Here is a 12,169-nt window from a genome sequence, read left to right on the forward strand (position 1 = left end):
GGGGCCGGGGTGGAGACGCCGCGGGCGTTTGTGGCGTGATGCCTGGCAGATGGCATGACGGATGACAGGTGACAGATTTCGGGATCTGTCACCTGTCAGCTGCTACCCGTCATCCGTCATTCGCTCTCAGTTCTCGGCAGGCACCGGCTCCGGCTCCGGCTCCGGCTCCGGCTCCGCCTCCGCCACCCTCTGCGTCGCGTCCACCGGTGTGCTTCGGCCCGGCAGCAGTTCCAGGACCGCCTGCCGGTGCGACTCGCTGGTCGCGTCGTCGTACGGGTCGGGGGTCGCGGGCACCTGGAGGCGGTGCACCGAGCCCGTCCCCAGGCGTGCGTAGCCGCGGCCGGGCGGGACGTCGGACGTGGGGGTCGTGTGCGGTGGCGCTCCGAGGATGTCCTCGAGTTGGCCGGGCGTCGCGGGGCCGAGCACCACGCGCGCGCGGGTGTGCTGGCGTACGGGGTCGCTCAGGGCGTCCAGGCTGTCGAACTGGTCGGCCACGACGACCGTGACCGCGGCCGCCCTGCCGTGCCGCAGCGGTACCTGGAGCAGTGACTGCGGGTCCTGGTGTCCGTCGGCCGCCGCCAGGTGGCCGAGGACGCTGGGGCGGTCCAGGAGGATCCACAGGGGGCGCTTGGTGTCGTCCGGCGCCGGGCGGCCGGTCTGCCGGGCGCGGTTGGCGGAGATGAGGCGCCGTTCCGTCTCGTGTGCCGCCCACTCCAGGCTGGCCAGGGCTCCGGCGAGCCCGCATTCGACGGCCAGGACGCCGTCGCGGCCGGTCAGGCAGGCGTAATCGCCGGTGCCGCTGCCCTCGACGATGAGGATGTCGCCGTGCTGGAGGGCCTGCAGGGCGATGGACCGCAGCAGGTTTGTGGTGCCGCTGCCGGGCTGGCCGACCACCAGGAGGTGCGGCTCGGTGGAGCGGGGGCCCGTGCGCCAGACGACGGGGGGTACGTCGCGCTGGTCGTCGCCGTCCGCCACGGGGAGGGTGCGCTGGACCGCGGTGGGGTCGGTGAAGCCGAGGACGGTCTCGCCGGGGGCGGTGACGAATCGCTGGGCGGCGATGTCGGTGGGCAGTGGGGGCAGCACGTTGACCGTGAGCTGGTTGCCCTCCTCGTCCCACTCGAAGTGGTACTCGCGGCCGCGGCCCGACTTGGCGTGCAGGAGCTGCTCGATCCGGGCGCGGGACTGGGCCTCGCCGTCCGTGAAGTACGCCGGGTAGCGCACCACCAGATGGGAGACGCGCCCGGAGTCGTCGAACTCGTACGCGGGGAAAGCCTTGTCCCACTCGCCGCCGTGCGCGAAGAGCGGGGCGGGGTCCTCGGGGACCGAGAAGTACGGGACGAGTGCTTCGTAGAGGGACTGCAGCCGCTGGGTCTGCGCCTCGTCGGGGCCGGTGGGTGCCGGCGCCGTGCGTTCCCGTCCTGTCCACGCGGCGGCCGCCATCAGGCAGCTGGCGGCGAGCAGCGGACCGTACGGAATGAGCGCCACGACCAGCACCACGGAGGCCACGAGGAACAGCAGCGGTCCGCGCCGGTCCTTGGGTGTGTCGGCCCACTTGCGCCGCCCGGCGGAAGCCAGCCGGCGCAGTCCACGGGTGATCGTGATCAGCGGATGGAGGACGTCGGTGGCGCTGTCGGCGGCCGACCGTGCGAACTCCCGGCTCCGGGCGATCGGGGCAGTGCCGTTGCTCAGGATGCGGGGGAGGGGGCGCCGGGCCACGTCAGTCTCCTGATGGTGCGAACGAAGTACTACGGGGGGCAGGGGACGTCAGAACTTGATCCCGCCGAGGAGGCTCGCCAGGCTCGCGCTGCCCGCCTTGATGCTCGGGGCGATGGCGGTCCCCGCCATGAAGAAGCCGAAGAGCGCGCAGACCAGCGCGTGGGACGCCTTGAGGCCGTCCTTGCGGAAGAAGAGGAAGACGATGATTCCGAGCAGCACGACGCCCGAGATGGAAAGGACCATGGGGGTTCTCCTGGTTGGTGGGGACAGTCACCATCAGTACTTCCAGGTTCACAGCATGTATCCATACGATAAAAGGTGCAAATGGGGGAATTTTGCGTAATTTCCCTCGAATGGCCGAGGCTTACTGGGCCACCCGAGCGCAGGTCGTGAGGGTGTACGGGCCCCTTGTGATCTTTGCCGCGGGCGGGCCCGGTCATGTGCCCGGACGGGCAGTACCCTGTCGATTCACTCGTACGGCTGCACCGAGCGTCGTACGCCCCCCGAGTCACCCCGCAGTCGAAAGGCGGTCCGGCCCATGAGCGAAGCACCCGACCCGGAAGTCGTGGAGCTGGCCACCAAGATCTTCGATCTGGCGCGGCAGGGCGACACCGCGGCGCTCACCGCGTACGTGGACGCCGGTGTTCCGGCGAACCTCACCAACGACAGCGGGGACTCGCTCGTCATGCTGGCCGCCTACCACGGCCACGCCGACGCGGTCCGCGCCCTCCTGGAGCGGGGCGCCGACGCCAACCGCGCCAACGACCGGGGGCAGACCCCGCTCGCGGGTGCCGTCTTCAAGGGCGAGACCCCGGTGATCAGGGCGCTGCTCGACGGTGGTGCCGATCCGGCCGCGGGGACACCGTCGGCGGTGGACACCGCCAGGATGTTTGCCAAGACGGAGCTGCTCGAGCTGTTCGGGGCGGCCTGAACGGGGTAGCTGACCAGCAACAACGGGGGCGCTGGAAATGTGGTCGCGGCGGGCTGAACCGCTGGGTCATCATGACGACGTGATTTACGGACGCGACGGCGGGGCAGGTGTTGCCGCACCGCGCGGACCGTGAGCGGCCCGCCCCCGGACCTCCCGTCCGGGATCCCTTCGGGCCACCGACGAGAGGCAGAGGAAGATGGTCTACAGCAAGCAAGAGACGGCGGGCGGCCCGTTGTGTTGGCGCACGGCCAGGTAATTCACGATTCCCGGTTGCGTCGACGCTTGATGTGAGGCTGTTTCCCATGTTCGATCCGGTCATAGCGCCCAGCGGTACGCTGCTCGGCCTGCTGCAGCGGGGCCGCGGCGACGGCACGCTGCACGCACTCACCGCACCACGATCCGAGGCGCTCGCCGCCCTCGACCACTGTGTGCTCCACGATCCCCGCCACGACTGGCAGGTGGAGAACCGCTCCCTGTACTTCGCCCGCCTCTACCTGGACCTGCGCGGCGAGATCGACGGCATCGAGCGGCACCTGTTCGACCCCGAGGACGTCCTGGACACGGACGACTCACGCACCGGTCTCGCGCTCTCGGTCCTTGGCCACCTGGCCTCGTACGGCAGGCGCGACGCCCTCGAGCTGCTGCGCAGGTACGCGGCGTTCGGAGCCAACTGGGCGTGGGCCCTCGACGAGCTCGCGCTGCGGGACGACGACGCGGGCCTGCGCGCCCTGGCCGCCCCCGTGCTCGCCAGGTTCCCCGCCGACGCGGAGGGCGAGGCCGAACTGGCCGCCGCCGTGCGCGACGCCTACGAACCGCGGCCCTGGCGGCTGTGGGAGGAGGATCCCCGCGCCGATATCGGCGCCCGTGTGCGTGCCGCACGGGAACAGGGCTCCTTCGACCGCTGGCAGCGCCAGATGCGGCCGTCGGGGCCACGCCCCGGCTGGAGCGTCCAGGCCGTCTTCGACTGGGCGCAGGAAGGTCTTGAGCGCGGCGCCGTGCTTCACGTGCCGGCCGCCCGCTGCCTGACCGCGGTCGCCGGACCCGAGGACCGCGCCGAGATCCTCGAAGCCGCCCGCAACGGCTCCGACGGGGCGCGCGGCACCGCCTTGCGCTACTTGGCCGACGCCCATGACCCCGACGTCTTCGAGCTGATCGAGTACGCCGTCCAGAGCCCTTCCCGGGTCGTCGTGGACGCGGCGGCCGAATCCTTCGAACGGATGCGCAGCGTCGCCGCCGTGGAACGGGCCCGCCGCTGGGCGTACCGGCCCGACGCGCTCGGCGCCGCCGCCGGACGGGTGCTCGCCTGCAGAGGCGGCGCCCAGGACAGCAAGCTGGTGCTCGCCGCACTGCGGGAAGCGGTCCGCGGCGAAGGCCCGGACGCACCCACCCTGTGGACCCTCGTCGACGGAGCCGGACGGCTCGGCATCGCCTGCGCGGCCCCCGTGCTGCGGCACGTCTACCGCGAGACCGCCTCGTCCCATCTGCGCGGCCGCGCCGCCCGCGCGCTCGCCGCCACCGACCCCTCCTTCGCCGCCGGATTCGCCGTCGAATGCCTGTGGGACTGCGAGGAGTCCACCCGCGAGGTCGCCGCACGGCATGCCGAGACCGGTGACGCCCGTGTGGTCACCCAGCTCAGAAGGCTCGCCGCGGACCCCGCCGAGGAGGACGAGGTACAGACCGCGGTGCGCAGCAGGATCGACCCGGACGCGGCCGAGGTGTGACCCGGCCCTGACGCCGGCGTCGGGCGCGGAGGGGAACGCTCATGGGACGTTCCCCGCCAGGAAAGATCCACGTTGACGTGCCCACGCCCCGCGCGACGACAACACGGGTATGCGTGTCGTCATCGTCACCGAATCCTTCCCTCCCGACGTCAACGGTGTGGCGCACTGTGCGCTGCAGACCGCCCGGCAGCTCGTCGCCCGCGGTCACGACCCCCTCGTCATCGCCCCGGCCCCCGCGACCGGGGCGGACGCCGATGAAAGCGCGCCCTGCCCGGTCGTCCGAGTGCCCTCCCTCCCACTCCCCGGCTATCCGCAGGTCAGGGTGGCGCTGCCCAGCCGTCGCCTTTCCGCGGCGCTGAGCGCGCACCGGGCCGAACTCGTCCACCTCGCCAGCCCGTTCGTCCTCGGCGCACGCGGCATGGCGGCCGCGACCCGGCAGGGCATTCCGGCTGTCGCCGTCTACCAGACGGACCTGGGCGGCTACGCCCGTACGTACATGGGCATGGGGGAGTCCACCGCCTGGCGGCGCATCCGCGCCGTGCACGCGGCGGCCGACCGCACGCTCGCCCCGTCGTCGGCCGCCCTGGGCGACCTCGTGGCGCACGGTGTGCCACGGGTGCGGCTGTGGCCGCGCGGCGTGGACACCACACGGTTTCGCCCCTCCCTGCGGGACGATGCGATACGTCGTGAACTCGCCCCGGACGGCGAGCTGATCGTCGGCTACGTGGGCCGCCTCGCCCCCGAGAAGCAGGTCGAACTCCTCGCCGGGGCCTGTGGCCTGGAGGGCGTACGCGTCGTCGTCGTGGGCGACGGGCCCAGCGAGGACTCCGTGCGGGCGGCGCTGCCGGGCGCGCTCCTCCTGGGGCGCCGCACCGGGGCCGAGCTCGCCAGGATCTTCGCCTCGTTGGACCTGTTCGTGCACACCGGGCCCTACGAGACGTTCTGCCAGACCGTGCAGGAGGCGATGGCCAGCGGCGTGCCGGTGGTCGCGCCCGCCGCGGGCGGACCGCTCGACCTCGTCACGCCGGGGCGCACCGGTGTCCTCGTACCGCCGAGGGACGCCCTCGCGGTGCGGGACGCGGTGTGGGCGCTCGCCGCCGATCCGGGCCTGCGCGCCGCGTACGGGGCGGCCGGACGCGCCGCCGTCGAGGGGCGTACCTGGGACGCGGTGGGCGAGCAGCTCGTCGGTCACTACGCCGAGGTGCTCGCGACACGGACGGCGGTGGCGGCATGAGGGCGGCGGCCTACCGGGAGGCGGCGGCTTCCCGGGAGGCGGTGGCTTCCCGGGAGGCGGCGGCTTCCCGAGAGGCGGCGGCGCGGTCCGGCGCACGCCCCACGGAGTCGCTGCGGATCGTGCGGCTCGCCAACTTCGTCGCGCCCTCGTCGGGCGGACTGCGCACCGCACTGCGCGAGTTGGGCCGCGGCTACCGGGCGGCCGGGCACGAGCCCGTCCTGATCGTGCCCGGTGAGCGGGCCTCGGCGCGCGACACCGAGCAGGGGCGCGTGCTGACCCTGCCGGGCCGCGTGCTGCCCGGGACCGGCGGCTACCGGGTCCTCACGGACCGCGTGCGGGTGGCCAGGCTCCTGGAGCGCCTCGCCCCCGACCGGCTCGAGGTCTCCGACCGCACGACGCTGCGCTGGACCGGCGCGTGGGCCCGCCACCGCCGCATCCCGGCCGTGATGGTCTCCCACGAGGCGACCGGCGCCGTCCTCAGGACCTGGGGCCTGCCTCCAGGGGCGGCCCTCCGCGCCGCCGACGCGCTCAACTCCCGTACCGCGCACGCGTACGCGCGTGTCGTGTGCACCACGGAGTGGGCGGAGCGCGAGTTCGTCCGCATCGGGGCGCGCAATGTCGTACGCGCGCCACTCGGTGTCGACCTGGAGGGGCGCCACCCGGGGCTGCGCGACGCCCAAGTGCGTGCCCGCCACGCGCGCGTGGACGAGGTGCTTCTCGTACTGTGCTCACGGCTGTCCGTGGAGAAGCGTCCCGGCACGGCGCTCGACGCCCTGGAGGCACTGCGCGGGCGGGGCGTACGGGCGGTGCTCGTCGTGGCGGGGGACGGCCCCCTGCGCGGCCGCCTCGAACAGCGGGCGCGCGAGCGACGGTTGCCGGTGACCTTCCTCGGCCATGTCGCGGACCGCGCGTCCCTGGGCGCGCTGCAGTCCGCGGCCGACGTCGGCCTGGCGCCGGGCCCCTGCGAGACGTTCGGCCTCGCGGCCCTGGAGTCCCTGGCCTGCGGCACGCCGGTGGTGGCCAGCGCGTCGTCGGCGTTGCCGGAGATCTTGGGCGGGGCGGGTGCTGTGGCGAAGGATGGCGGTGAGGCGTTCGCAACCGCCGTCCAGACACTGCTCGCGCGCCCCGAAAGCCAACGCCGGGAGTCGGCACGCGCGCGTGCGGAGTGCTTCGGCTGGGAGGGGTCAGTAGCCGCGTTCTTGGCGGCACATGAAGTGCCGTCTGGTTGTGGGCAGGCGTCCCGCAGGGCGACGGACCACACGGGGTACGCATCATGAGCCCCCTGCGCTTCGTGGCCATGGGCGACTCCCTCACCGAGGGGATCGGGGACCCCGTGGCGGAAGGCCGGCGCGGCTGGGCCGCGCTGCTGGCCGCAGGCCTGGCCGCGGACGTCGCGTTCCACAACGTCGCCGTCAGCGGCGCCCAGACCCGCGACGTACTGCACCAGCAGCTCCCCGCGGCGCTCGAGCTGTGCCCCGACATCATCTCCGTGATCGTCGGCGTCAACGACACCCTCCGCTGCACCTTCGACATCCACGCCATCGCCGCCCGCCTCGACCAGGTCTACGCCTCCTGCGCGCGGCAGGGCGCCCTGCTGCTCACCGCCTGCCTGCCCGACCCCGGCGCCATGCTCGGCCTGCCGGGCGCTCTGGCCCGCCCGCTGGCAAGGCGCCAGCGCGGCGTCAACGCCGTCGTGCACGCGCTGTCGGAGCGGTACGGCGCGGTGCACCTGCACGCGGCGGAGGGCGACTGGGTCACCGACCGTGAGCTGTGGAGCGCGGACCGGCTGCACCCCGGCGAGCGCGGGCACCGGCTGCTCGCCGCCCGCTTCCACGCCCTGCTCGCGGCACGCGGCGCCGCGGCCGGAAGCCCGCCGTCCCGCGAGCCCCAACTCCCGCAGCCCACCCGGTCGGCGAGCCTGTGGTGGCTGGCCACCGCCGGTACCGGATGGGTGGCGCGCCGGTGCACCGATCTGCTGCCCCAGCTGCTCACCCTCGCGGCCGACGAGGTCCGCCACCAGGTGCGGGGCAGCAGCGCCCGCCTCGACCTGATCGCCGGCCACGGGGTGGCCGCGGCCCTCGCCGCGCTCTCGGCCGGTGAGCAGCCGGACGCGGCGTAGCGGTGCTCAGGTAGGCGGCGTAGCGGTGCTCAGGTACGCGGCGCCGCGGCGCTCAGGTACGCGGCGCCGCGGTGACGAAGCGCAGCGGCGTGCCCGGCACCGCCTGGGCGGCCGCGCCGAGGTCGCCCTCCCTGACCACCGCGATCACCGGGTACCCGCCGGTCGTCGGGTGGTCGGCGAGGAACACCACGGGCCGGCCGTCCGGCGGCACCTGGACGGCGCCGAGGACCATGCCTTCGCTGGGCAGCTCGCCGGTGAACGCCCGCTCCAGGGAGGGGCCTTCGGTACGCAGGCCGATGCGGTTGCTAGCCGACGACACCCGGTACGCGCGCGTGGTCAGCGTGCGCAGGGCGCCGGACGTGAACCAGTCGGCGCGTGGTCCGGGCGTCACCCGCAGGATCAGCTCGTGCGGCGGCGCAGGGTGCGGGACGGTGTCCACGCGCGCGTGGGGCGCGACAACGCCCCCCAGGGGAAGGACGGTTCCGTCCGCCAAGGGCGGTGGGCCGAGCCCGGAGAGCAGGTCCGTGGAGCGGCTGGCGAGCACCGGTTCGACGGTGACGCCGCCGCCGAACGCGACATAGCACCGTACTCCGGAGACGGCCGCTCCGATGTCGAGCAGCGCCCCGGCAGGGACGCGTACGGGCGCACCCCATGCCACGGGACGGCCGTCGACGGTCACCGCGCAGGGCGCGCCCACGACCGCCACCGTCACCGCGCAACGCGGCCTCACGGAGCAGCCGTTGAGGGTGGTCTCCAGGACGGCGGCATCGGGCGGGTTGCCGACGAGGCGGTTGGCGAGGCGCGCGGCGGCCGGATCGAGGGCTCCGGAGCGCGGCACCCCGAGGTGCGCGTGCCCGGGGCGTCCCTGGTCCTGCACGGTGGTCAGCGCCCCGGCCCGTACGACGGCGAAGGCACGGTCGGTCATCGTGCCTCCGGGACGAAGCGCACCCGTACGCCGGGAGCGAGCAGCGCGGCGGGCACGCGCGCGTGGTCCCACAGCACGGCATTGGTCGAACCGATCAGCTGCCAGCCACCGGGCGACGGGCGCGGGTACACCCCGGTGTAGGGCCCGGCGAGGGCGACGCCGCCCGCCGGGACGGTCGTGCGCGGAGTGGCCCGGCGCGGTACTTCGTAGCGGCCGGGCAGCCCCGTCAGATAGCCGAAGCCGGGCGCGAATCCGCAGAAGGCGACCCGGAATTCGGCCGCCGAGTGAATCTGTGCGACCTCCTGGGGCGGCACACCCCAGTGCGCCGCCACCTCCGCCAGGTCGGGGCCGTCGTAGCGGACCGGGATCTCCAGGACGTCCTCGTCGCGTGCCGAGAGCGGCGGGATCTCCAGACCGGCGAGCTCCGCCCCGACGCGGCCGGGGTCGTCAAGGCCGTCCAGGAGCACCGTGCGGGCCGCGGGCACGAGTTCGCGCACGCGGATGAGTCCCGCGGCCCTGCGGCGCAGCAGCTCGGCGTGGAGCGCCTGCGCCTCGTCCCCGTCGGCGAGTTCGACGAGCAGGGCGCGGCCGCCGACCGGAAGCACCCTCACGCGAAGGCCTCCACCCCGACGCCCGCCGCTGCGAGCCGTGCCCGGATCTCGCGGGCCAGACCCACCGCCCCCGGAGTGTCGCCGTGCAGGCACAGCGAACGCGCGCGGACCTCGATCCGCTGCCCGTCCCGGGCGGTGACGGTCCCGGTCCGGGCCATGGAGACGGAGCGTTCGACGACGGCGGCCTCGTCCGTGATGACGGCACCGTCGCCGCCGCGCGGCACGAGCGTGCCCTGCGGGGTGTACGCGCGGTCCGCGAAGGCCTCGGTGACGACGGGAAGGCCGGCCTTGTCGGCCACCTCCAGGAAGCGCGATCCGGGCAGCCCGAGCACCGGGAGGGTGCCGTCCGCGAGCAGCACTCCGTCGACGACGGCATGCGCCTGGTCCTCGTCGTGGACGACGCGGTTGTAGAGCGCGCCGTGCGGCTTCACGTACGACACGCGCGTGCCCGCCGCCCGCGCGAAGACCTCCAAGGCGCCGATCTGGTACGCCACTTCGGCCGCGAGCTCGTCGGGCGGCACGTCCATCGCGCGCCGCCCGAAGCCCGCCAGGTCGCGGTAGGAGACCTGCGCGCCGATCCGCACCCCGCGCTCGGCGGCCTGTGCGCACACCCGGCGCATGGTGGCCGCGTCCCCCGCGTGGAAGCCGCAGGCCACGTTGGCGCTGGTGACCACGGAGAGGAGTTCCTCGTCGTCGGTCAGGCGCCAGCGGCCGAAGCCCTCACCGAGGTCGGCGTTGAGGTCGATCACGGCGTCGGCAGGCGGTCCTGCGGAGGCGTCGGTCATCTACGTAGGTCTCCTGTTTCGCTGTTTCCCGTGCCCGGCGGTCACCCCGCTCAGGCCACCCGGTACTGCTCGTCCCTGGCGTCGGTGATGAACATCTGGCCCGGCGCGTGCGTGATGGCGAACGGCGGCCGCGAGGCCATCACCGCCGCCTGCGGGGTCACCCCGCACGCCCAGAACACCGGGATGTCACCGGGCTCGGCGGCCACCGGATCACCGAAGTCCGGACGGTCGAGGTCGTCGATGCCGAGCCCCGCCGCTTCACCGCAGTGCACCGGTGCGCCGTGGACCGCGGGCAGCAGCGAGGTCTCCCTGATCGCCGTCGCGAGGTGCTCGGGCGGCACCGGGCGCATCGACACCACCATGGGGCCGTGCAGCCGGCCCGCGGGGCGGCAGGGGCGCGCGGTCACGTACATGGCGACGTTGCGGCCCTGCTCGATGTGGCGCATCGGGATGCCGGACTCGGTCAGCGCCCACTCGAAGGTGAAGCTGCAGCCGATGAGGAACGACACCAGGTCATCGCGCCACTGCCCGACCACGTCCGTGGGCTCGGCCGCCAACTCGCCGTGCTCCCACACCCGGTAGCGCGGCAGATCCGTGCGCAGATCGGCGCCCGGGGCGAGCGGCGTGGTCCAGGAGCCGGTGTCCGTGACGTCGAGGACCGGGCAGGGCTTCGGGTTGCGCTGGCAGAACAGCAGCATGTCGTACGCCCAGTCGGCGGGGACGGAGATCAGATTGGCCTGCGTGTGCCCTGCCGCCCAGCCCGCGGTCGGCCCGCTCGCCCCCGAACGGAAGTGCGCGCGGGCCTGCGCGGGGTCCTGGAGCACCGTGGAGGTCCCGGTCACAGCAGCTCCCTCCCCCGCGTCTCGGGGAGCCCGAACAGGGCGAGCACGGCGATGCCGTAGCCGATCGCACCGAAGATCAGCGCACCGCCGACGCCCCAACTGTCGGCCAGGAAACCGACCATGGTGGGAAAGACGGCTCCTACGGCACGTCCGGTGTTGTACGTGAAGCCCTGCCCCGTGCCGCGCACGGCGGCCGGATAGAGCTCGCTGAGGAACGAGCCGAAGCCGCTGAAGATCGCCGACATACAGAAGCCGAGCGGGAAACCGAGCACCAGGAGAAGGCCGTTGGCGCCGTCCGGGATGTTCGTGTACGCCAGGATGCTCGCCGCGGAGAGGAACGCGAAGAGCGTGATGTTCCTTTTGCGGCCCAGTACATCGGTGAGATATCCGCCGGCCAGATAGCCGATGAAGGCACCGGAGATGAGGAACGTGAGGTACCCGCCCGTGCCGACGACGGTGAGCCCGCGCTCGGTCTTCAGGTAGGTGGGCACCCAGGTGGCGAGCGTGTAGTAGCCGCCTTGCACACCGGTGGAGAGCAGCACCGCGAAGAGCGTGATCCGCAGCAGTCCGGGCTTGAAGATCGCGGTGAACGAGCCCTTGTCTGCGCTCTTTCGCCGTTCCTCGGCCGCTTCGGGGGCGTCGTGCACATTGCGGCGTACGTAGATGACCAGCAGGGCGGGCAGCGCGCCGGTCCAGAACATCACGCGCCAGGCGATGTCCTCGTCGAGGAACTGGAACACCAGGGTGTAGACGATCGCCGCCAGGGCCCAGCCGACCGCCCAGGAGCTCTGGATCGCGCCGAGCGTGCGGCCGCGGTTCTTGGCGGTGGCGTACTCGGCGACCAGGATCGCGCCGACCGCCCACTCGCCGCCGAAACCGAGGCCCTGGAGGGCGCGGAAGACCAGCAGCGTCTCGTAGTTGGGCGCGAAGCCACAGGCGACGGTGAAGACGGCGTACGTGATGACCGTGATCATCAGCGCCTTGACCCGGCCGATCCGGTCGGCGACGACGCCCGCGACGGCGCCGCCGATCGCGGAGACGACCAGGGTGACCGTGGTGAACAGGCCGGTCTGGCCGCTGTCCAGGCCGAAGTACGCGGCGAGCGCGACCATGCTCAGCGGCAGCGTGAAGTAGTCGTAGGAGTCGAGGGCGTAGCCCCCGAAGGCGCCGGCGAAGGCGCGGCGGCCGCGCGGACCGAGGTCGCGCAGCCAGCCGAACGCACCGCCGCTTTCGGGGAGTTCACCCGCGGCGGGGCGGGGTTCGGTGGTGACGGCCTGAGGGGGAG

12 protein-coding genes are annotated in these 12,169 nt (G+C 73.4%); 5 read left to right on the forward strand and 7 right to left on the reverse strand.

Translation table 11 applies throughout. The annotated features are described in order from the left end of the window. Nucleotides 1-126: 126 nt before the first annotated feature. On the reverse strand, nucleotides 127-1,716 hold the full coding sequence (locus tag E2651_RS33860) for a hypothetical protein (protein WP_135335085.1): 1,590 nt from the start codon (nucleotides 1,714-1,716) through the stop codon (nucleotides 127-129). Between the two features lie 48 nt (nucleotides 1,717-1,764). Beyond that, the gene (locus tag E2651_RS33865) at nucleotides 1,765-1,959 is read right to left on the reverse strand and encodes a hypothetical protein (protein WP_055567030.1); all 195 of its coding nucleotides are present in this window, start codon (nucleotides 1,957-1,959) and stop codon (nucleotides 1,765-1,767) included. A 295-nt stretch (nucleotides 1,960-2,254) separates the two neighbouring features. Between E2651_RS33865 and E2651_RS33870 the strand changes: the two genes are divergently transcribed. The 5 genes from E2651_RS33870 (at nucleotide 2,255) to E2651_RS33890 (ending at nucleotide 7,721) form a co-directional block, all read left to right on the forward strand. Next, nucleotides 2,255-2,647, forward strand: coding sequence for an ankyrin repeat domain-containing protein (locus E2651_RS33870; RefSeq protein WP_135335086.1), 393 nt, complete (start codon nucleotides 2,255-2,257; stop codon nucleotides 2,645-2,647). A 302-nt stretch (nucleotides 2,648-2,949) separates the two neighbouring features. Beyond that, nucleotides 2,950-4,368: a HEAT repeat domain-containing protein gene (locus tag E2651_RS33875; RefSeq protein ID WP_135335087.1), complete on the forward strand. Its 1,419-nt coding sequence runs from the start codon at nucleotides 2,950-2,952 to the stop codon at nucleotides 4,366-4,368. A 109-nt stretch (nucleotides 4,369-4,477) separates the two neighbouring features. Next, nucleotides 4,478-5,602, forward strand: a complete 1,125-nt coding sequence (locus tag E2651_RS33880; RefSeq protein WP_135335088.1) for a glycosyltransferase family 1 protein — start codon at nucleotides 4,478-4,480, stop codon at nucleotides 5,600-5,602. Continuing rightward, nucleotides 5,599-6,879 carry a glycosyltransferase gene (locus E2651_RS33885; protein ID WP_135335089.1) on the forward strand — a complete coding sequence of 427 codons (1,281 nt, stop codon included), beginning with the start codon at nucleotides 5,599-5,601 and terminating at the stop codon, nucleotides 6,877-6,879. The genes E2651_RS33880 and E2651_RS33885 overlap by 4 nt, the downstream gene beginning before the upstream one ends. Then, on the forward strand, nucleotides 6,876-7,721 hold the full coding sequence (locus E2651_RS33890; protein ID WP_135335090.1) for an SGNH/GDSL hydrolase family protein: 846 nt from the start codon (nucleotides 6,876-6,878) through the stop codon (nucleotides 7,719-7,721). The genes E2651_RS33885 and E2651_RS33890 overlap by 4 nt, the downstream gene beginning before the upstream one ends. A gap of 52 nt (nucleotides 7,722-7,773) precedes the next feature. Here E2651_RS33890 and E2651_RS33895 read toward each other — a convergent pair whose 3' ends face one another. From E2651_RS33895 to E2651_RS33915, 5 genes are all read right to left on the reverse strand, one after another. Beyond that, the gene (locus E2651_RS33895; RefSeq protein WP_135335091.1) at nucleotides 7,774-8,646 is read right to left on the reverse strand and encodes a biotin-dependent carboxyltransferase family protein; all 873 of its coding nucleotides are present in this window, start codon (nucleotides 8,644-8,646) and stop codon (nucleotides 7,774-7,776) included. Then, nucleotides 8,643-9,257, reverse strand: coding sequence for an allophanate hydrolase subunit 1 (locus E2651_RS33900; RefSeq protein WP_135335092.1), 615 nt, complete (start codon nucleotides 9,255-9,257; stop codon nucleotides 8,643-8,645). The genes E2651_RS33895 and E2651_RS33900 overlap by 4 nt, the downstream gene beginning before the upstream one ends. Then, on the reverse strand, nucleotides 9,254-10,042 hold the full coding sequence (locus tag E2651_RS33905) for a 5-oxoprolinase subunit PxpA (protein WP_135335093.1): 789 nt from the start codon (nucleotides 10,040-10,042) through the stop codon (nucleotides 9,254-9,256). Before E2651_RS33905 ends, E2651_RS33900 begins: the two co-directional genes overlap by 4 nt. Nucleotides 10,043-10,092: 50 nt before the next feature. After that, nucleotides 10,093-10,884: a putative hydro-lyase gene (locus E2651_RS33910; protein ID WP_135335094.1), complete on the reverse strand. Its 792-nt coding sequence runs from the start codon at nucleotides 10,882-10,884 to the stop codon at nucleotides 10,093-10,095. Next, nucleotides 10,881-12,169: MFS transporter (locus E2651_RS33915; protein WP_135335095.1), on the reverse strand; the 1,289-nt coding region annotated here is incomplete at its 5' end. The genes E2651_RS33910 and E2651_RS33915, both read right to left, overlap by 4 nt.

This window comes from Streptomyces sp. MZ04 (assembly GCF_004684775.1).
Lineage (GTDB): Bacteria > Actinomycetota > Actinomycetes > Streptomycetales > Streptomycetaceae > Streptomyces.

Coding starts and splice junctions, on each gene's coding strand:
- E2651_RS33880 (WP_135335088.1), top strand. CDS start 4,478: ATGCGTGTCGTCATCGTCACCGAATCCTTCCCTCCCGACGTCAACGGT.
- E2651_RS33870 (WP_135335086.1), top strand. CDS start 2,255: ATGAGCGAAGCACCCGACCCGGAAGTCGTGGAGCTGGCCACCAAGATC.
- E2651_RS33885 (WP_135335089.1), top strand. CDS start 5,599: ATGAGGGCGGCGGCCTACCGGGAGGCGGCGGCTTCCCGGGAGGCGGTG.
- E2651_RS33895 (WP_135335091.1), bottom strand. CDS start 8,646: ATGACCGACCGTGCCTTCGCCGTCGTACGGGCCGGGGCGCTGACCACC.
- E2651_RS33865 (WP_055567030.1), bottom strand. CDS start 1,959: ATGGTCCTTTCCATCTCGGGCGTCGTGCTGCTCGGAATCATCGTCTTC.
- E2651_RS33875 (WP_135335087.1), top strand. CDS start 2,950: ATGTTCGATCCGGTCATAGCGCCCAGCGGTACGCTGCTCGGCCTGCTG.
- E2651_RS33890 (WP_135335090.1), top strand. CDS start 6,876: ATGAGCCCCCTGCGCTTCGTGGCCATGGGCGACTCCCTCACCGAGGGG.
- E2651_RS33905 (WP_135335093.1), bottom strand. CDS start 10,042: ATGACCGACGCCTCCGCAGGACCGCCTGCCGACGCCGTGATCGACCTC.